Annotated in this window: 19 protein-coding genes and 1 riboswitch; of the genes, 12 read left to right on the top strand and 7 right to left on the bottom strand. The window is 70.5% G+C overall.

All coding sequences use genetic code 11. The features are described from left to right. Positions 1 to 31: 31 nt before the first annotated feature. Both GGD82_RS12895 and GGD82_RS12890 read left to right on the top strand, forming a co-directional pair. Positions 32 to 1417 carry a carboxylate--amine ligase gene (locus tag GGD82_RS12895; RefSeq protein WP_170284307.1) on the top strand — a complete coding sequence of 462 codons (1386 nt, stop codon included), beginning with the start codon at positions 32 to 34 and terminating at the stop codon, positions 1415 to 1417. Beyond that, on the top strand, positions 1414 to 2136 hold the full coding sequence (locus tag GGD82_RS12890; protein ID WP_150062639.1) for a gamma-glutamyl-gamma-aminobutyrate hydrolase family protein: 723 nt from the start codon (positions 1414 to 1416) through the stop codon (positions 2134 to 2136). The genes GGD82_RS12895 and GGD82_RS12890 overlap by 4 nt, the downstream gene beginning before the upstream one ends. Before the next feature lie 44 nt (positions 2137 to 2180). On the opposite strand, the gene GGD82_RS12885 is transcribed toward GGD82_RS12890, so the two are convergent. Further along, positions 2181 to 2765, bottom strand: a complete 585-nt coding sequence (locus tag GGD82_RS12885; RefSeq protein ID WP_170284306.1) for an EF-hand domain-containing protein — start codon at positions 2763 to 2765, stop codon at positions 2181 to 2183. A 230-nt stretch (positions 2766 to 2995) separates the two neighbouring features. Here GGD82_RS12885 and hisG point away from each other — a divergent pair, with 230 nt between their 5' ends. The 4 genes from hisG to GGD82_RS12865 are packed head-to-tail and all read left to right on the top strand — an operon-like array spanning position 2996 to position 5945. Then, positions 2996 to 3658, top strand: a complete 663-nt coding sequence (hisG, locus tag GGD82_RS12880; RefSeq protein ID WP_150062637.1) for an ATP phosphoribosyltransferase — start codon at positions 2996 to 2998, stop codon at positions 3656 to 3658. After that, on the top strand, positions 3648 to 4970 hold the full coding sequence (gene hisD, locus GGD82_RS12875; RefSeq protein WP_150062636.1) for a histidinol dehydrogenase: 1323 nt from the start codon (positions 3648 to 3650) through the stop codon (positions 4968 to 4970). The genes hisG and hisD overlap by 11 nt, the downstream gene beginning before the upstream one ends. Before the next feature lie 2 nt (positions 4971 to 4972). Next, the gene (locus GGD82_RS12870) at positions 4973 to 5473 is read left to right on the top strand and encodes a UPF0262 family protein (RefSeq protein WP_246163918.1); all 501 of its coding nucleotides are present in this window, start codon (positions 4973 to 4975) and stop codon (positions 5471 to 5473) included. A gap of 4 nt (positions 5474 to 5477) precedes the next feature. Further along, positions 5478 to 5945: an arsenate-mycothiol transferase ArsC gene (locus GGD82_RS12865; protein WP_260178413.1), complete on the top strand. Its 468-nt coding sequence runs from the start codon at positions 5478 to 5480 to the stop codon at positions 5943 to 5945. A gap of 127 nt (positions 5946 to 6072) precedes the next feature. Here the strand turns inward: GGD82_RS12865 and GGD82_RS12860 are convergent, their stop codons facing one another. The 3 genes from GGD82_RS12860 to GGD82_RS12850 form a co-directional block, all read right to left on the bottom strand. Then, positions 6073 to 6711 carry a VPLPA-CTERM sorting domain-containing protein gene (locus GGD82_RS12860; RefSeq protein WP_170284305.1) on the bottom strand — a complete coding sequence of 213 codons (639 nt, stop codon included), beginning with the start codon at positions 6709 to 6711 and terminating at the stop codon, positions 6073 to 6075. Between the two features lie 364 nt (positions 6712 to 7075). Continuing rightward, on the bottom strand, positions 7076 to 8539 hold the full coding sequence (locus GGD82_RS12855) for a RimK family ATP-grasp domain-containing protein (protein WP_150062633.1): 1464 nt from the start codon (positions 8537 to 8539) through the stop codon (positions 7076 to 7078). Continuing rightward, positions 8536 to 9699 (bottom strand): peptidase C39 family protein, encoded by a 1164-nt coding sequence (locus tag GGD82_RS12850; protein ID WP_150062632.1) that lies wholly within the window; start codon positions 9697 to 9699, stop codon positions 8536 to 8538. The genes GGD82_RS12855 and GGD82_RS12850 overlap by 4 nt, the downstream gene beginning before the upstream one ends. 172 nt (positions 9700 to 9871) lie before the next feature. Between GGD82_RS12850 and GGD82_RS12845 the strand changes: the two genes are divergently transcribed. From GGD82_RS12845 to GGD82_RS12820, 6 genes are all read left to right on the top strand, one after another. Continuing rightward, a complete protein-coding gene (locus tag GGD82_RS12845) occupies positions 9872 to 11371 on the top strand; it encodes a DUF4139 domain-containing protein (RefSeq protein ID WP_150062631.1) in 1500 nt (499 codons plus the stop codon). Positions 11372 to 11634: 263 nt separating this feature from the next. Continuing rightward, positions 11635 to 12282, top strand: coding sequence for a hypothetical protein (locus GGD82_RS12840; RefSeq protein WP_221240788.1), 648 nt, complete (start codon positions 11635 to 11637; stop codon positions 12280 to 12282). Between the two features lie 112 nt (positions 12283 to 12394). Beyond that, positions 12395 to 13237, top strand: a complete 843-nt coding sequence (gene dapD, locus GGD82_RS12835) for a 2,3,4,5-tetrahydropyridine-2,6-dicarboxylate N-succinyltransferase (RefSeq protein ID WP_150062629.1) — start codon at positions 12395 to 12397, stop codon at positions 13235 to 13237. 52 nt (positions 13238 to 13289) lie between these two features. Beyond that, a complete protein-coding gene (dapE, locus tag GGD82_RS12830) occupies positions 13290 to 14465 on the top strand; it encodes a succinyl-diaminopimelate desuccinylase (protein WP_221240791.1) in 1176 nt (391 codons plus the stop codon). Between the two features lie 12 nt (positions 14466 to 14477). Next, entirely contained in the window at positions 14478 to 15065 is a 588-nt protein-coding gene (locus tag GGD82_RS12825) for a hypothetical protein (RefSeq protein ID WP_150062627.1), read from the top strand. Positions 15066 to 15252: 187 nt separating this feature from the next. Next, entirely contained in the window at positions 15253 to 16020 is a 768-nt protein-coding gene (locus GGD82_RS12820) for an NAD kinase (RefSeq protein WP_150062626.1), read from the top strand. 79 nt (positions 16021 to 16099) lie between these two features. Here the strand turns inward: GGD82_RS12820 and GGD82_RS12815 are convergent, their stop codons facing one another. Genes GGD82_RS12815 through tcuA form a run of 3 tightly spaced genes read right to left on the bottom strand, consistent with a single transcriptional unit; the run spans position 16100 to position 19218 of the window. Further along, complete coding sequence (locus tag GGD82_RS12815; RefSeq protein WP_150062625.1) at positions 16100 to 16888, bottom strand: cobalt-precorrin-6A reductase; 789 nt, start codon at positions 16886 to 16888, stop codon at positions 16100 to 16102. Next, entirely contained in the window at positions 16863 to 17972 is a 1110-nt protein-coding gene (tcuB, locus tag GGD82_RS12810) for a tricarballylate utilization 4Fe-4S protein TcuB (RefSeq protein ID WP_150062624.1), read from the bottom strand. The genes GGD82_RS12815 and tcuB overlap by 26 nt, the downstream gene beginning before the upstream one ends. After that, positions 17959 to 19218, bottom strand: a complete 1260-nt coding sequence (gene tcuA / locus GGD82_RS12805) for an FAD-dependent tricarballylate dehydrogenase TcuA (protein ID WP_246163911.1) — start codon at positions 19216 to 19218, stop codon at positions 17959 to 17961. The genes tcuB and tcuA overlap by 14 nt, the downstream gene beginning before the upstream one ends. 222 nt (positions 19219 to 19440) lie before the next feature. Beyond that, positions 19441 to 19548, top strand: a riboswitch (SAM-I-IV-variant riboswitch). Positions 19549 to 19597: the final 49 nt, after the last annotated feature.

Here is a 19597-nt window from a genome sequence, read left to right as displayed (position 1 = left end):
CCGCGTTTGTCCGGAAACGAAAGGCAGGATCATGACGCAGGATACCCCCACGACCACGACTCCAGAGACCTCCACCCAGGGGGGCGAGTCTGCGGCCGACACCGCCACGCCCGCCGAGCGGGTCATCGTGACGCACGGCCGCAGCCTGATGGCGCTGGCGGTCGCGCGGTCGCTGGGCCGGCGCGGAATCGAGGTCATCGGGTGCGACGACAGCCCCATGATGGCGCTGTCGTTCTCTCGGTATGTCGCCCACACCTTCCTGCACGCGCCGAAGGTGGAGGACGAGGCGGCCTATCTCGACTCCCTGATCGAAGCCGTCCGCACCGAGGTGCCCGATGACGGGCGCCCCACCGTCCTGATGCCGATCCACGAGGACACCACGGCCATCGCCCGGGCCGCCGACCGTTTCCCACCCTGGGTGCGCGTGGCGGCACCGGACGTCGCCCTCATCGATCAGGTGTTCCCGAAGGACCGGCTCGCCCGCACCGTCGAGCGCCTGGGCGTGGCCGCGCCGCCAACGCGCATGGTCGAAGACGCCGCGTCTGCACGCGCGGCCGGCGACGCCATCGGCTACCCGGTGTTCGTCAAGCCGCCCGCCGCCACCGGCGGGCGCGGCATCGCCAAAGTGGATGCGGCGGAGGATATGGACGCCGCCTTCGACGAGGCGCGCCGCCTGGATCCGGACCGGCCGATCCTGGTGCAAGGCCTGGCGCCCGGCGAGGACTATTGCCTGACCGCGCTGTACCAGGACGGCGTGATGCGCGCCCATATGGCCTATCGCAACCTGGAGACCTTTCCCGGCGCGGGTGGGTTCGGCGTGCTGCGCGAGACCGTGGCCCCCGGCCCCATGCCGGCGGCGGCGGACGCCTTGTTGTCCGAACTGCGCTGGACCGGGGTGGTTCAGCTCGATTTCCGCTGGAGCGGCGCGGCCGACGACCGGCCGCACCTGATCGAGGTCAACCCGCGCTTCTGGGGTGGGTTGTTCCAGTCGATCGAATCCGGTCTCGACTATCCCTGGCTGCTGTACCGGCTGACCGTGGACGGCGCAGTGCCGGAGCCGCCGCCGGTCGAGCTGGGCCAGCGGACCAAGGTGCCGCTGTTGTGGATCCTGGGCGCCGTGGAGGATTTGGCCGAGGACACCGGCCGCTTCGACGCCCTGGAATCGGCGTGGCAGGACGCACGGGCGCGCGCGCGCGACGGCGCCTGGGGCAAGGCAGCCGGCACGCTGGGCACGGCCTTGAGCGAGGGTTTGCTGCCGACCACGGCGCGCGAGCGGCTGGTGGCGCGCTGGCGCAATGCGGCCTCCGCCCGGCCGGAACTGTTCACGGCCGACGATCCGATGGCGGGGTTGGGGTTGCTCTATACGGTCGGCTACATGATCCGCAACGGCCGCTTGCCGGAGGAGCTGTCGCGATGAGCCGCCGTTCGAGTCACACCGGGCGCCGGCCCCGGATCGGCGTGACCACGTCGGCCGGCTGCCGGGGCGCTCGGCTGTGGCCGCTGCACGCCCTGGCGCTGTGGCGGGCGGGGGCGCGACCGCACCGCCTGACGCCGACCGTTTCGCCGTCGCGAGTGGATCGGCTCGACGGTCTGGTGATCGGCGGGGGCGACGACATCGCGGCCGGGGTCTACGGCGGCGATGTGCGCCTGGACGTGCGCATCGATCCGGCGCGCGACCGATTCGAACTGGCGGCGTTGGAGCGGGCGGCGGTGCGGGGGCTGCCCGTGCTCGGCATCTGCCGGGGCGCCCAACTTCTGAACATCTCACGCGGCGGCACGCTGCACCAGGACATCCACCGCGCCTTCGCCGACGCGCCGCGCCATCGCACCGTGCTGCCGCGCAAGCAGGTGACACTCGCAACGCGCGGCCGACTGCGCCGGTTGTTGCGGCGGTCGTCGATCCGGGTCAACAGCCTGCACCATCAGGCCGTCGACCGCCTGGGAACCGGGCTGCATGTGGCGGCCCGGGACCGGGCCGGCATCGTCCAGGCCATCGAGGCGCGCGGTCCCCGCTTCCTGCTGGGCGTGCAGTGGCATCCAGAATTGCTGTTCTACCAGGGGCGTCAGGTCGGGCTGTATCACGCCCTTACGCGGGCTGCGGCCAGGGGCCGCCGGAGGGCCGCGGGCGCGGCCTAGGCCCAAATGGGGCCCCTATGCGGGCCGCGCGCCCAGACCCGGCGTTACGCGCCCTCGCTCTCCGTCCCCAGCGTCTCCGCCGTCAGGGTCTCGTCATCCTCGGCGGTGTCCACCAGGGTCGCGGTCAGGGCGGCGAAGGGATCCGTCTCAGGATCCGGGGCGGCGATGGTCGGCTCGGGAGCGCCCGTTCCGGCCTCACCCCGTCCGGTCGCGCCGAGCCCGGCGCCGGTGGCCAGAAGCCCCTCCGTATCGATCGGGGTCGAGTCCTCCTCGCGCGGCGTGATGGCGTCGCTGAGAACCCCCGTCAGGCCGGTCTGGCGGGCCTCTTCCTGCGCCAGCAGCAGGACGGAGACCATGTCCGGCGACAGCGTCCCGGACAGGCCGGCACGGCCGGCGGCCTCGAATTCGGGTTCGCTGATCGCGCCGCTGTCGTCCCTGTCCAGCGCCGCAAACGCCTCATCCACCGCCGTAGCGTTGGCATTGGGGGCCAGGCGGCCGTATTCGGCCCGGTTCAATCCGCCGCTGCCGTCGGCATCGGCGCGGGCGAAGCGCGCGGCCACAACCTGATCCAGGCGGTCCCGCAGGCCGAAGGCATCGAACAGGCCGCTGGAGATCGCATCGACAACCATCGTCCGGTTCCCTGTCGTCTGGTGTCGCGTCACACGCGGCGGCATCCGGCGGAGGACCCGCCGGAGTCCGCGCGGTCCGTACATCAAAGCCTAAAAGATTTGATATCGAAACGAGTCCGGCGCAAGGGGGGGGGCGCCAGGGGCCGAGGCCCGATGCGGCCGGGTTTCTTGGCATCGGGGGGGATGGCCGTGCTACACAGAAGGCCGTCCTCCACCTGTCGAGCCGTTTCATGCCCCGGGATACTCTGGTCATTGCCCTGCCGAAGGGCCGCATCCTGTCCGAAGCCATGCCCCTGCTGCGCGCGGTCGGCATCGAGCCCGAACCCGCCTTCACCGATCCGGACTCGCGCGCGCTGCGGTTCCATACCAATCATGCGCATATCGACCTGATCCGGGTGCGCTCGTTCGACGTGGCGACGTTCGTGGCGTTCGGGGCCGCGCATCTGGGCGTGTGCGGCCAGGACGTCATCATGGAGTTCGGCTATCCCGAGCTGTACGCGCCGCTCGATCTGGGAATCGGCGCCTGCCGGCTGGCGGTGGCCGAACCGAAGGCCTTGAGCGGCCGCGATGACCCCAGCCGCTGGAGTCACGTGCGGGTCGCCACTAAGTATCCAGAGGTGACACGCCGACACTTCCAGGCGCGCGGGGTCCAGGCCGAATGCATCAAGCTGAACGGCGCGATGGAACTGGCCCCGGCGCTCGGGCTGTGCCGGCGAATCGTGGATCTGGTCTCGACCGGCTCCACGCTGCGCGCCAACGGCCTGGTCGAGATCGAACATATCGCCGACATCACGTCGCGTTTGATCGTGAATCGGCCGGCCCTGAAGACCCGCGCGGCTGAGATGAACCACTGGATCGATGCTTTGGCCGAGGCCGTCAACAATGCCCGTTAAGCTGAACACGATAGACCCCGATTTCGAGGATGCATTTGCCACCCTGCTGGCGGCCCGCGCGGAGTTCGACACCAGCGTCGACCCGGTGGTCGCCGATATCCTGGCGGACGTGCGCGCGCGCGGCGACGCCGCCGTGATCGAGTACACGCAGCGCTTCGATCGCGTCCATCTGACCACCGACACCCTGCGCCTGGACGACGAGACCATCGACGGCGCGGCCGGACAGGTCGATCCGGAGACGCTGGCCGCCCTGAATGTGGCGGCGGAGCGCATCACGCGCTTTCACGAGCATCAGAAGCCGCAGGACATCGCCTTCACCGACTCCGCCGGCGTGCGGCTGGGCCAGCGCCACACCGCCGTGGACGCGGTCGGCCTGTACGTGCCGGGCGGCACGGCGGCCTATCCCTCCTCCGTGCTGATGAACGCCATCCCGGCCAAGGTCGCCGGGGTCGGGCGGCTGGTGATGGTGGTGCCGACACCCGACGGCGTCATCAACCCGCTGGTCATGGCGGCGGCGCGGCTCGCCGAGGTGGACGAGATCTACCGCATCGGCGGCGCCCAGGCCGTGGGCGCGCTGGCCTACGGTACCGGCACCATTGCCCCGGTCGACAAGATCGTCGGGCCGGGCAACGCCTATGTGGCCTCCGCCAAGAAGCAGGTGTTCGGGACCGTCGGCATCGACATGATCGCCGGCCCGTCCGAGATCCTGGTGGTGGCCGACGGCGCCAACGATCCGGCCTGGATCGCCGCCGACCTGCTCAGCCAGGCCGAACACGACGCCGCCGCCCAGGCCATCGTCATCACCGACGACGCGGGATTCGCGGAAGCGGTCATGCAGGCCGTCGCGGGCCACCTGAAGACCCTGCCCCGCACCGCCATTGCCGCCGAAAGCTGGGAGCGGCACGGCGCCGTCATCGTGGTCGAGGACCTGATGGAGCAGGCCCCGCCCCTGGTCGACCAGATAGCGCCGGAGCATTTGGAACTGGCCGTGGGCGAGCCGGACGCCCTGGCGGCGCGCGTGCGCCACGCCGGCGCGATCTTCCTGGGACGGCACACGCCCGAGGCGGTCGGCGACTATGTCGGCGGCCCGAACCACGTCCTGCCGACCTCGCGCGGGGCCCGGTTCTCATCGGGGCTGGGGGTGCTGGACTTCATGAAGCGCACCAGCCTCTTGAGCTGTGACGCCAACGCCCTGTCCACCCTCGGTCCCTCGGCCGTCCGGCTGGCGGAGGCGGAGGGGTTGCAGGCCCACGGTCTGTCGGTCGCGATCCGCCTGAACATGGCGCGGCCGGACGTGCGGGACACCGCGTGATGATGGGTCTGGGCGGCGACCCCGGAACGTTTCGGCCGGATGAACGGCTGGTGGACGTGCGCCTGGACGAAACGACCCTGGTGCGGCGCAAGCCGGAGGTGGAGCACGAACGGGCGGTCGCGATCTTCGACCTGATCGAGGAGAACTGCTTTCGCCTGAAGGGGGCGCGCGGGCCCTATGTGCTGCACCTGAGCCTGGAGGACGACCGGCTGGTGCTGGACGTGCGCGCCGAGAACGACGACCCGCTGCACCGGTTTATGTTTTCCACCAAACCGTTTCGACGCATCGTGAAGGACTACTTCATGGTGTGCGAAAGCTACTACGGCGCCATCCGGTCCGGCGCCTCGCCGTCGCGCATCGAGTCGATCGACATGGGGCGGCGCGGCCTGCACAACGAGGGCAGCGCGCTGCTGCGCGAGCGGCTCGACGGCAAGATCGAGATCGACCACGACACCGCGCGCCGGCTGTTCACCCTGATTTGCGTGCTCCACATCAAGGCGTAAGCCCTTGGTTACCCCCCCCGTCACGCCGTCGCTCACCCTGCCCGGCGCGGTGCTGTTCGCCTGCACCCACAACGCCCTGCGCTCGCCCATGGCGGCGGGGCTGCTGCGGCGCTACCACGGCGCGCGGGTGTGGGTCGATTCGGTGGGGGTGCGGCCACACGACACCGACGGCTTCATGATCGCGGTCATGGACGAAATCGGCGTGGACCTGACGAAGCACAAGCCGCGCAGCTTCGAGCAGTTGGACGACGAGAACTTCGACGTCATCGTCTCGCTGTCGCCGGAGGCCCAGCACAAGGCGGTCGACATGACCCGGACCATGCACTGCGAGGTGCTGTTCTGGAACACGTTCGACCCGTCCCTGGTGGAGGGCAACCGCGAGACCCGCCTGGACGCCTATCGCCAGATCCGCGACCAGCTTGAACGCCGCATCCTGGAGCAGTTCCCCGTTCCACCCATGGGGCAGGTGTAGGCCCCACGAGGGGGAGCGCGACCACCCCTCGAAACGAAACCGGCCCGCCCCAGAGTGCCCACGAAGGGACACCAGGGACAGGCCGATCGTTACGCGCCCGACGCGCGGATGCTCAGGATCGCCGCCGTTAGGCCGCCGCCGCGCCGCGGCTTCCCCTCAGCCACCGGCCGCCGAACAGACCACCGACCGCCGTCAGCAGGAACCAGGCCGCCGCCGGCAGAGGGACGACCGACGCACCGAAGCTCTGGATGGTAAAGCTGTCATCGGCATTGAGGCCAAGAAGCCCATCCCGGAACGCGGACACCGTAAATGTGTCCGCCCAGATGTTCGAGAAGTAGTTGCTGAAATAGAACGGATCGCTCTGGGAATTCACCGTCGTGCCGTTGACCGAAATGGTCCAGTCATCGTCACTGTCGACATCGCCGAAAGTGATGAAGTCCAACTGCACGACACGATCAAACGTGAAGACCATCGTCTCCTCGAAGCCCTCGGAGTCAATATCGTCATCCGGGTCGATCCACGAACTCCGAATCCCAAGGCCGTCCCCGACCTCCTCGATGATGGCCGGCGAGGCCATCCCGCTGCCGATTCCGGTCAGTTCCGCCGTGATGGTCCCGGACACCCCCCCACTGCTAAACGCCAGCGACGAGCCGTGATTGGTGTCGGTCGCCACGGATCCATACGTGAAGACGGCCGCGTGCGCTGCCCCCGACAGACACACAGAGGCCGCCACACACGCCCCCACCACTAAACTCCGGATAGCCATAGGCTCTCTCCCCTATCGTGTGTATTGCACTATGCCACGCAACGTCCACGTCCCCCCCCAACCCGGCCGGAGCCGCAGGGATGGCGCGAAGCCGTGCTCCGCTGTGGTCGTCCAACGGGCCGCATTCTAAAAAAAGGGGCATATCTGTGTCAATATTGATTAAAAACTACATAAATTATGCCGCAAAGATTGCGGACCCCGCCGGACCGGGGCGCCGCCGCGCCCGATCACCCCCGTGGCCGTGCGATGCCAGCCGGACGGACGCCGCGCCCCCCACGGCGGACGTCTGCCCTGACTCATATATCGGAATGGTTTTATTTTCGCACTTGGGCCCGGTGTATGACCGGCGCTCAGCACACCGCCGTCACCGCCGTTCCAGGCGGGCGAGGAACCACTCCAGCAGGCGGCGCCACAGGGCGTCCTTCAGCACGGCGCCCTCGATGGCGGTGTCGAGGTTGGGGTTGTCGTTGATCTCGATGATGAACACGCCCTGCTCGTTCTGCTTGAGGTCCACCCCGTACAGGCCATTGCCGATCGGACGGGTCGCCCGCACGGCGATATCGATCACCTCGGCCGGGGCATCCTCCACCGCGAAGGTCTTGAACCCGCCCTCGATCACCTTGCCGTCGGCGCGGTGGTTGATGATCTGCCAGTGGTTCTTGGCCATCAGGTACTGACTGGCGAACAGCGGCTCCCCGCCCAGCACACCGACGCGCCAGTCGAACGTGGTCGGCATAAACGTCTGGGCAAGCAGCAGATCGGTGTCCGCGAACAGGGCGCGGGCGCGCTCGGCCAGGGCGGCGCGGCTTTCGATCTTGTGCACGCCCCGGCTGAAGGAGCCGTCCGGCACCTTGAGCACCAGAGGAAAGCCCAGCCGCTCCTCGGCCCGGGCCAGATCGGCGGGCGTCGCCAGCACGAGGCTGTCCGGCATCGGCAGGCCGGCGGCTTCCAGCACCTCTTTCAGATAGACCTTGTTGGTGCAGCGGATCATCGACTGGGTGTCGTCGATGACCGGCATGCCCTCCTGCTCGGCGCGGCGGGCGAAGCGGTAGGTGTGATTGTCGATGTTGGTGGTTTCGCGGATGAACAGGGCGTCGAACTCGGCCAGCCGGGCGAAATCCCCCTTCTGGATCGGCTCCACCTCGATGCCCATGCGGGCGCCCACATGCGCCAGCCGCTCCAGCGAGGCGACCTTGGTCGGCGGCATCGCGTCGCGCGGATTGTGCAGCACGGCCAGAGACCAGCGTGCCGGCACCCGGGCCTTCGGACCGCGCCACGCCCGGGTGGTGTAGCGGCCGAGTTGCTCGAACATGAACGCGCGCTGCTCCGCGTTCAGGCGCGACGGCGCCAGCGGACGGAGTCGGTCGATGCGCCACCACGCCCCGGGCTGCACCGCGACCTCGATCACCGGGCAGCGGAACCAGTCGAACAGCAGCCGGGCGAAGCGGGCGTAGCCGGCGACCTCCGCCTGGCCGAACACCACCAGCAGCTTGAACGGCTCGGCCGGCGGCGCATCAAGCTTGCCGACGCCCTCGTTCAGGCTTTCCTCGAGATCGGGCAGCGCGGCCTTGTAGAGCGCCTTCCGGCTCAGCTCCAGCATGGTCTGGACCGTCGGCAGGGTGCGGTGGCCGCGCGCCTCGGCCAGCAAGGCGGCGTAGTAGCCGCTGCTCTGGTAGGCATAGCTGCGCGACAGGTTGATGACCCCCGGACGGCGCCCGTCGAACAGCTGAGGGCGCGCCAGATACTCCCGCACGGTCATGACCTTGTGGGGCGTGTCGCCCTGGCTCAGGTCGCGGGGTTGGTCGATCAGGATAAGCCAATCGGTCATGAAACGGGGGACTCCGGCGCCAGGGCGGCAGTGTGCTCCAGAATCAGGGCCGCCTGGAGCGGGCGGCGGCCGTAGCGGGCCATGCGGTCCAGCTCTGACCAGGGAATCGGCAGGTCGGCGGCGGCCAGCGGCGTCTCAAGGTCGTCGGGTTCCACCCAGGGGTCGTGCACCAGCGCCCGCCGGCCATCGTGCCCGAACACCAGCACCCAGTGCGGCGCCCGGTCGCCCAGCATGCGGTAGTGACTGACCAGCAGGACGGCGACCGCACCCCCGTCGAGCGCGGCCCTCAGCTCCGCCATAGTCAGGGCGCTTTCGTGGATCGGCATGGACACGGCCGCCGCCTGCTCCCCGAAATCGGCCTGGGTCAGGACCATCACATCCCTCTTGTCGGGATCCCGGACGCTGTCAAGGAAATAGGGCGGCGGCTGGTTGACGTGCACCCGGACCCGCAGCCCGCGCCGGACGGCGGCGAGCGCCAGCCCGAACGGCTCGCAGCCACCATGCCCGGCCGCCATGAAGATGGTGGTGGCCTCGCGCCACAGCCGGAACTCGGTGCGGCGGTCGAGCGGCTGGCCGGGCTTCAGCGCCGCCAGCGCCATCATCAGCGCCGCCGGCCCGCAGGTGAAGTCCGTCGTCTGGGCGTAGTACGGCGGCGCGGTGTGCGAGGCCGCGACGGCCCGCAGGGCGCGCTGCATCCGCACCGCGTCGGCGTGATCCTCGTAGTAGTCGCGCAGCCGCCCGAACGGCCGATACCCGAGCCGCCGGTACAGCGCCTGGGCCGGTCCGTTGTCGGCCCGCACCTCCAGGCGCAGCAGCACGCAATCCCGCTCCAGCGCGGCGGCCTCGGCGGCGCGGACCAAATGCGCGCCGATGCCCTGCCCCCGGGCGTCGGGCGTTACGGCGATGGAATACAGGCGGGCGAGCGCGGTGCCGTCGCGGAAGAGAATCAGGGCGTAGCCCAGGAGCCGGCCGCCCACCTCCGCCAGGGTGCAATCGGCGCGGCCGTGCTCGATGAAGCGGCGAAAGCTGCGGCGCGACAGCCGGTCGGTTTCGAACGCGGCGGCCTCCAGGCGTACCAGCGCATCCAGGTCCTCCAGCCGGGCGGGCCGGAGGACGGGCGGCGCGGCGGCGTCACGGTCGGGATCGGCGTCGGACCGCATGGCGGCATCTCCTGGGGCGGGGCGACCCCGCGTCTCGCCGCATTGTGTCGCAGCGACCGTAACCACACCATCGCCATGAAGGCGGGGCAGGGTCGGCGGCATCGTGGGTTCGCCTACCGGTTCGCCGGCAGGGGTGCCCCGTCCCCCCACCCCAAGACGACGAGAGGGTTCCATGCCGCCCGTTGCTGTTCCTGAGTCTCGCCCGAAGCCCCCCCGCCCCTGGGTGCCCCGCGCCTCGATGGCGTCCGCGCTCGTCCTGGGCGCGGCCTTGATGACCGGTGTCGCCGCCGCTCCGCCCGCCGACGCCGCCGAAATCGCGGTTCCGGCCGGGGGGCCCGGTTCGGTCGCTCTGACGGTGCACAACGGCACCGCCGTGGTGCGGGAACGGCGGCCCGCGTCCCTGCCCGCCGGAGAGAGCGTGCTGGCCTTCCCCGATGTGCCCGATGGCGCCGATGCGACCTCGGTGCGCCTGACGGTCTCGGGCGGTGACGCGGGGTCGCTGCGGGTGCTGGAGCGGGCGCTGTCCGCCGATGTGCCCAGCCAGCAGCGCCTGTTGGAGCTGTCGGTGGGTCAGGAGATCGGCCTGCTGATCCATGACCAGGGGCCGGACGCGCCGCCGCGCCGCGCCACCGCCCGGGTACTATCCGTGGCCGAGGACGTCGTTCTGGAGATGGACGGCGCGATCCGCGTCGGCCTGCCCGGCGAGTTGGTGCTGGACAGCCTGCCCGAGGGTCTGCGGGCGTCACCCACGCTGCTGGCGACCGTGGCGACCGAGGCCGGCGGAGACGAAACCCTCGACCTCACCTATCTGACCAGTGGTCTCAACTGGCAGGCTGACTACGCGCTGGATCTGGGCGACAGCCTGAGCGGCGGCGATCTGCGCGGCTGGGCCACGGTGACGAACACCAGCGGGCGGTCGTTCGACGACGCCCACCTGACACTCGCCGCCGGCACGGTCAACACCGGCGGTGGCGGCGGCGCTCGGCCGGAGATGGCCATGCGGTCCGACAGTCTGGCCATGGCCGCGATGCCGGCGACGCCCGCCCCGCAGGCCCAGGGTGGGCTGTACTTCTATCCCGTGGAGCGCCCCGTCAGTCTCGCGCACCGTCAGACCAAGCAGGTCGCCCTGGTGGACGCCCCGGGGGTGACGGTCACGCCGCGCTATGTGATCCCGGCCCCGTCGCCGGAGGTCTACGCCAACGCGCGCACCGACGAAGACGAGGTGAACGCCGCGCGCTGGCTGGTGCTGACGAACACGGAGGACGCCGGGCTCGGCCGGCCGCTGCCGGCCGGCACGGTGCGGGTGTGGCAGGCCGGTCCGGACGGCGCGCCGCGCTTCCTGGGCGCCGACCAGATCGGGCACACCGCCGTGGGCGCGGAGGCCACACTGCGCCTGGGCACCGACTTCGACATCACCGCCGAACGGCGCCGGCTGGCCTTCCGCCGCATCGGGGAGCGCGTGACGGAAAGCGAGCATGAAATCGTCGTCCACAATGGCAAGTCCGACCAGCCGGTCACGGTGACGGTGCAGGCCGACCTGCCCGGAGACCGGACCCTGCTGTCCGAATCCCACGAACGCACGCGGGAGTCCGCCAACCGGGTCGCCTGGACCCTGGAGGTGCCGGCCGAGGGCGAGACGCGCCTGACGTACGCGATTCGCACGCAGTTCTAAGCGGCGGCGCGACCGGGGGCGTTCTCTTGACGTGGCCCTCGAATTCACATCAACCGTTGGGCATAGCCCCGCACCGGGCCCCGCATGCGGTCCCCGTGGATCGGGTGTCGGGGCCCCAACGGGCGGATTTACAGGATCTCAGGGATCCCTCCGTTATCGGATTGCTTGCGCAGGCCCGACGTGTTGTGTTCCAATCGAAACGACATGTCCTGGATGGAGGGATTAGGCGTATGAAACGTATAGGCGTAGGATTCGCAGGGGCTGTGGCCCTTATACTGGCGGCGCTGCCAGCGCAGGCGGCGGTGCTGTCGTTTGAAGGACTGGGGACGACGTTCGTGCCGGACGGCTATGGGGGGTTCGCCTGGGACACCTTCTATGCCGAGAGTCCGTCGGATTATATCTTTGATGACCCGGCGGAGGTTCCGCCGCCGAACGCGCTCTACAACCTGCTGCCGTACCCCTATATCGGCTCCGTCGCCATCAACCGGGGCGGCGGCGCCGCGTCTCTGACGCGGGATACGGCCTTCACCTTCGTCGGAACGGACCTGATGGCCGCCCACAACGACGGGCTGGAGGTCACCGTGACGGGGCTGCGGGACGGTCTCCAGAAATACACCGACACCCTGACGTTGGACACGTCGGGGCCGACCGCGTTCGATGCGAACTGGACCGACATCGATACCCTGATCTTTGCGGCCGCCGGCGGTGTGCCGAACAGCCGGTACACCGACATTTCCAGCACGTTGTTCGGCCTCGACCAGCTTGAGTACACGTCGAGCAGCGTGGCGCACGCGCCCCTGCCCGCCGCGGCATGGTTCCTGGTGACGGCGCTGGGGGGACTGGCCGGGGCCGGAGCCCTGCGACGGCGGTCGTCCGCACAGGTCGTCGCGCGGGATGGATCGGGGCAATGACCGTCCGCCGGTGGTCTCGGTTGTGTTGACTTGACCGGCGGCGCGGGTATGGTCGGGCGGCCCTCTCCGTGAGGGTTTGTCCCGACCGCTCACCCGCACGGATGTCCATCCCATGACCCTGACCGACCTGGAACGTACGATTGAGGACGCCTGGGAGGCCCGCGATACCGTCGACCCCACCACGACGGGCCCCATTCGCGGCGCGGTCGAAACCGCGCTGGACGGCCTCGACGCCGGGCTGTACCGGGTAGCCGAGAAGATCGGCGGCGCCTGGCAGGTCAACCAGTGGCTCAAGAAGGCCGTGCTGCTGGGCTTCCGCCTGAACGACATGGCGCCGATCCCCGGTGGCGTCGGCGGCGCCACCTGGTGGGACAAGGTCCCGTCCAAGTTCGAGGGCTGGGACGCGGCCCGCTTCAAGGCCGCCGGATTCCGCGCCGTGCCGCCCTGCGCCGTGCGCCACTCGGCCTATATCGCACCGGGCGTGGTGCTGATGCCGTCCTATGTGAACCTCGGCGCCTACGTCGATTCCGGCACCATGGTGGACACCTGGGCCACCGTGGGGTCCTGCGCCCAGATCGGCAAGAACGTGCACCTGTCCGGGGGCGTGGGCATCGGCGGCGTGTTGGAGCCGTTGCAGGCCAATCCGGTCATCATCGAGGACAACGTGTTCATCGGCGCGCGCTCCGAAGTGGTCGAGGGCGTGATCGTCGAGGAAGGCGCCGTGCTGTCCATGGGCGTGTTCATCGGCGCGTCCACCAAGATCGTGGACCGCACCACGGGCGAGGTGTTCGTGGGGCGCGTGCCGGCCTACTCCGTGGTGGTCTCGGGCAGCCTGCCCGGCAAGCCGCTGCCCGACGGCACGCCCGGCCCCAATCTGGCCTGCGCCGTCATCGTCAAGCGCGTGGACGAAAAGACGCGCGCCAAGGTCTCGATCAACGATCTGCTGCGTGACTAATCCCGTTCCCCCCGCACCGGCCCCGCACGGGGACCGGCGTCCCGCGCCCGTCCTGGAGTGGACGGCGGCGGCGCTCGTCGACCCGCTGCCTCTGGCCCGCGCGCTGATCCAGCGCCAGAGCGTCACGCCCACCGACGACGGCGCGCTGGACGTGCTTCAGGCGGCGCTGACCGCGCTGGGCTTCCGCTGCCGCCGCATGCCCTTTTCGCGCCCGGACACGCCGGACGTGGACAATCTGTATGCCCGCCGCGGGAAGAACGGGCCGAACCTATGCTTCGCCGGGCACACCGACGTGGTGCCGGTCGGCCACGGCTGGACCCGCGACCCGTTCGCCGCCGAGGTCATCGACGGCGTGCTGTACGGCCGGGGCGCCGCCGACATGAAGGGGGCCGTGGCCTGCTTCGTGGCGGCCTGCGCGCGCTATCTGCGCGACAGCGGCGCCGATGCGCCGGCGGGCGCGCTCAGCCTGATGATCACGGGCGACGAGGAAGGCCCGGCCCTGAACGGCACCAAACGCATGGTGGAAACGCTGGCGAGCGAGGGAGAACGGGTCGATCACTGCCTGGTGGGGGAGCCGTCGTGCCCCGATCACCTGGGCGAGATGATCAAGGTGGGCCGGCGCGGCAGCCTCAACGTCACCCTCACGGTGCACGGGCGGCAGGGGCATTCGGCCTATCCCCAGCGCGCCGACAATCCCATTCCGCGCCTCATGGACATGCTGGCCGCGATCACGGCCGAACCGCTCGACACCGGCTCGGAGCACTTCCAGCCCTCGACGCTGGCCCTGACCAGCGTTGACGTCGGCAACCCGGCCACCAACGTTATTCCGGGACGGGCGACGGCACGGTTCAACATCCGGTTCAACGACCAGCATACGGGCCTGTCCCTGATCCGGCATATGAAGGCGGTGTTCGAAGGCGTCCAGGCGGAGCGGCCGGGATCGTTCGACATGGACGTGACCGTGTCGGGGGAAAGCTTCCTGACGCCGCCGGGCCCCCTGTCGGACCTGCTGGTGGCCGCCGTGGAGGCCGAGACCGGCCGGCGGCCCGAGCTTTCCACCTCCGGCGGTACGTCGGACGCCCGTTTCATCAAGGACATCGCGGCCGTCGCGGAGTTCGGGCTGGTCGGGCGCACCATCCACCAGGCCGACGAACAGGTGCCCGTCGCCGACCTGGAGGCGCTGACCGAGATCTATCGCCGCGTCATCGCCGGGTATTTCCAGGGCTAAGGATCCTCCGCCATGCCGCCCCTGAGTGCGTCCGACATCGCCGCGGCGCTGTATGGTCTGACCCGGCTCGCGCGGCTGGAGCCGGCCGGACTCGACTTTTTCGAGGCGACCCCGGCCGGGCTGTTGAAGTCGTACTGGGGCGCGATCGCGCTGCTGCCGCTGTATCTGGTAACCCTCGTGGTCGTGCTGGCCACGGCGGACGCCTCGGTGTCGGTCGATCCGCTGCGGTATATCACGGTCAAGACCATCACCTACGTCATCGATTGGGTGGCGTTCCCGCTGGCCATCCTGTCGCTCGCACCCATGATCGGCCTCGACGACCGGGTGTTCCGGTTCCTGGTGCCGCTGAACTGGCTTCAGGTGCCAATCAACCTTGGCCTGCTGGTGCTCATTCTGCTGTTCAGCGTGATGGCCATCCCGGCGGCGGTGGCCACACTGATCAACCTTGTGATCGTCGTGGCCCTGCTGGCCATGACCGTCGCACTGGCGCGCTACGCCTTGGACGTGCCGTGGTGGGCGGCAGCCGGGATGGGACTGCTCAACATCACGCTGGGCCTGTTCCTGCTCAGCGTGGCCTCGGCGATGATTCTTCGCCCCTGACCGCTGCGCGGCCCGTGTCCCGCGACCGGGACCGCCCGCAATCCGGTGGGAAGCCCCACCCGTCGCGAGGACGGGGGTGGAAACGGCCCTGGACAGAACCCGGATCCCCGGTTTTTGATAGGGCCGCGCGGGGGCGGTCACAGAGCCGCCGCGCGGTCATCCATCCTCCGGCTCGCTGAGGGACTCCATGGACATCCGGACCCTGAGCGTGGTCAACGCCGACTCCGACGCCGCCCGCGCCGCCGGCGACCTTCTGCGCACCCGCTACGGCCATGTGCCACCCGACCAGGCCGACGTCATCGTCGCGCTGGGCGGCGACGGCTTCATGCTGGAAACCCTGCACGAGGCGATCACCCTGGGCACGCCGATCTTCGGCATGAACCAGGGCTCCATCGGCTTTCTGATGAACCAGTTCCGCATCAACGGGCTGATGGAGCGGCTGCGGGCCGCCCAGCCGGTGGAGATCCATCCGCTCAGCATGATCACCCGCACCCACGACAGCCGCACGGTCGAGGCGCTGGCCATCAACGAGGTCTCGATGCTGCGCGAGACCCGACAAGCGGCCAAGCTGCGCATCAGCGTGGACGGCCGCGTGCGCCTGCCGGAAATGATCTGCGACGGGGTGCTGGTGTGTACGGCGGCGGGCTCGACCGCCTACAACGCCTCGGCCCACGGGCCGATCCTGCCCATGGGCGCGAACGTCATGGCGGTCACGCCGATCAGCGCCTTCCGCCCCCGGCGCTGGCGTGGCGCCGTTCTGCCCTGCACCGCCACCGTGCGCATCGACGTGCTGGAAAACGCCAAGCGACCGGTCAGCGCGGTGGCCGACTACACCGAGGTCCGGGATGTGGACTGGGTGGAGGTGCGGGAAAACCGCGATGTGACGCTGCACATGCTGTTCGATCCCGAGCACAATCTGGAAGAGCGCATCCTGAACGAGCAGTTCACGCCCTAGCACATCCCCAGCGATCTGGAACAGATCGCGACGACGATGTGCGTCAAAAACAACACTCTCCGGCCCAGCCCCGCCATCGTCAGGCCGTCTCAGACCGCGCCACCCACGCCAGCGCCTCGGCCACGGTGGCGGCGGTCGCGGTGTCCGGCCGCGTCGGGCGGTCGCGCATCACCACCCGCACCCCCAGCGACCGGGCGGCCGCAAGCTTGGCATCGGTGACGCCGCCGCTGTTCTTGCACACGATGGTGTCGATGCGCCGGTCGCGCAGCAGGGCGGCCTCGTCCTCCTGGGTGAAGGGGCCACGCGCCAGCAGCACCTCGGCCTGGGCGAAGGGCGGCATGGGGTCGGGCGCCTGCACGGAGCGGATCAGCATCCACACGGCCTCCAGCCCGGCGAAGGGCGCCACCTCCTGGCGGCCGATGGCCAGCAGAACGCGGCGCGCGCCCAGGGTGCGCAGGGCGGTCACGGCGGCCTCCCAATCCGGAACCAGCGTCCAGGCATCCCCGTCGCCCGGCACCCAGCGCGGCCGCTCCAGCCGCAACAGCGGCACACCCGTGGCGGCGCAGGCGGTGGCCGCGTTCCACCCCATGCGGCTGGCGAAAGGATGGGTGGCGTCGATGACCGCCGCGATCCCCTCCGCCGTCAGATAGCGCGCCAGCCCCTCCGGCCCGCCGAACCCGCCGACCCGCAGGGTCCCGGCCGGCGGGCGCGGGGTCGCGGTGCGCCCCGCCAGCGAGGACACCGGGTCCCAGCGGTCCGCCGCCACCAGCGCCTCGGCCAGCGCGTAGCCTTCGGTGGTGCCGCCCAGAACCAGGATTCGACGACGATCAGCAGAGGGGCGATCAAACGGGAGGCGTGGTGCGGTCATGACGGCGGTCCGAGCTTTGGTGTTCGATCGTGGTGCGCAACAGGGCGAGCGCGCGGAACGGGGCGTGCATCATCTTCCCGAAGGGCAGGGTGACGAAAAAGGCCAGCACCGTCCCCAGGTGCAGGGCCAGCAGCAGGCCCATGGCGGCGGTCTCGCGCAGGACCAGCAGCGCCAGCCCGGTCGCCGCGGTCGCGCCCAGCACGGCGAGCAGGGTCCACTCCGCGGGCCGGCTTTCCAGCGCATCAGGGGCGGGATCGGACCGGTGCTTGATCCAGGCCATCCCGGCGATGCCCACCAGCAGCGCCACGCCGCCGACGGTGCCCAACAGCACCGGGGCGCTGATCCACGGATAGGGCGCGCGCATCCCGACCAGGTGATGGGCCACCGCCGCCGCCAGGGTCGCGGCCAGGGTCAGCAGGAAGCCCCAGAGCACCAGGTGATGCGCGTGCCGGCGCCCGCTGGAAACGCGGTCGTCGCGGTCGTTGCAGCCCGGGCCGCCGCCCCGCAGGTTCCGCAGCGCGAGAATGGCGCGCAGGGTGTCCGGCAGGGCGCGCCAGACGGCGCGGGGTGATCCGCCACCGATCATGCGCCAGAACCGCGCCATCGCCACCGCCACCAGTCCGACCGGCGCCAGCACGGCCAGGGCGGCGCCCCAAACCATCGGGCCGCGCGGGATCACGGCATGGAACGCGCCGGGACCGCTGTGCGCGGCGAACAGCACCTCGGCGGGCACCAGCAGCAACGCCAGCACCGGCACGAGCAGCGTGGCGACCAGGGCCAGGAGCGCCGGGCCGCCCGGCGGCCCAAACCCGACGCAGCGGCGCCACGACCGCGTCCGCACGCGGGTGAGCACCGCCGGCAGCGCGACGGCCAGGGTGTGCGGCGGGCGGTATTGGCAAGCGTACCAGCAGGTCCGGCAGTGGTGGCACAGATTGGCGAGGTACATCAGGTCGCCGTCGGTCAGCGCCGGCCGTTCATCGGCGGCGCGGAACACATCGCAATAGCCGTTGCAGAACTTGCAGACGACACACACGGTCATCTGCCGTCGCGCTTCTTCGAAAAGGGGATCGTCAGGCGAAGGCATGGCGCGCCGCCGCCTCCCCCGCGCGCCGGCCGAACACCGCGCTGATCGTCAACGCCGTGCCCGACAGGTAGCGCCCGCCCAGCACCCCCGGGGCCATGATCATGCCGGCGGCGAACAGCCCGGGCATCGTCTCGCCCGCCCCGTCGCGCACGCGGCCCTCCGCATCCACCCGCACCCCCAGGCCGGTGAAGGTAATCCCGGGCCGGATGGGGATCACATGCCAGGGCGGGCCGCCCGCCGGTCCGGCGCGGTCCAGCGTAGCGGCCAACGCGCCCGGATCGAGCGCCAAGGCGCGGGCGAGGGTGTCGGTATCCGGCATGGTCTCGGGGGGATACACCCGGCGGCCAAGGCGCGCCACCCCCGCCGCGTCGAGAATCACATGGGCAAGGGCGCCGGGGCAGCCGGCCACGAGCCGCCCCCAGGCCGAATAGCGCGCCGAGCCGGTTTCGTGCGCGCCGTCGTCCACCGGCCGCCCGTCCCGATCCAGCACAAGGCCCCAGGGCATGCCGTCGGCCCGGGTGACGATGCCGCCGTCGTCGGCCGGACTGCGCGCGTCCACCGCGACGATATGGGCGTGCGCGGCCTCACCGACGGGGGCGGCGCCCGCCTCCAGCAGCGCGCGCAGCAGGGCACCGTCCGCGTGCGGCGTCCCCCGGTTGACGAAACCGACGGCGTCGGGACCGAAGGCCTCCGCCAGCCAGCGCCGGTTGGCCTGGAAGCCGCCGGTCGCCACCACAACGGCGTGGGCCGCGACCGTAGAGCGCGCCTCGCCCCGGCGCAGCGTCACGCGGCCCTCCGGCGTCACGGCCTCCACGCGGGTGTCGTGCCGCACGCGCACCCCGAGCGCCATCGCCGTGCGGTACAGGGCGTTCACCATCGCCGTGCCACCGCCGAGCAGGAACACGGTCCGGCGCGAATAGGGGATCATGCCGTCGGCGCGCGGCTGAAACGCGACACCCTGCCCCGCCAGCCAGCGCGGCAGGTCCACCGAATCGGCGGCCAGGGTCTCCACCAGGGCCGGGTCGGCGGCCGGATCGGCCCGGCGCAGGTCGGCGGCGAAGGCCGCAACGGAGTAGGCATCCGGGACCAGCGCGGAGGGCCCGTCGTGCGCCACCCGCATGTTGCGGGCGTGGCGCGTGTTGCCGCCGCGCAGGATGGGCGGGGCCGCGTCCACCAACCACACGCGCGCGCCTTTCCGCCGCGCGGCGAGCGCCGCGCACAGCGCCGCCAACCCTCCGCCGGCCACCAGGACGTCGGGGCCCGGTGCAACGGGGGCCGGCTCATGGGATCGGCCTGGGGACTGCGGGGGCGGGGGCGGGGGGCAAGCCATGCCGTCGGTTGTGCGTCACCGCTCCGTCGGCGTCACGGAAAAAGTCGCGGGAGCGGCCCCCGCCCGCCCTCTTGCCCAGCCTCTTGCCCACCCTCTTGCCCACCCTCTTGCCACGCGGCGTTCAAGACGGTAGACCCAGAGCCACATCCAGAGTTGGGGCAATGCCCAACGCCAACCTGCCGATCCGGGCAAGGTGGCGCTTCCGCAGGGAAGGATGTGGCCGTTCCGGCAACCAAACGGATCTTCGCCACCGCAGCCGCCCCCCTGGATCGAAGCTCACCCGCTCGAACAAGGG

The organism is Roseospira marina (assembly GCF_014197855.1).
Lineage (GTDB): Bacteria > Pseudomonadota > Alphaproteobacteria > Rhodospirillales > Rhodospirillaceae > Rhodospira > Rhodospira marina.
This window is presented reverse-complemented; position numbering and strand designations above follow the sequence as displayed.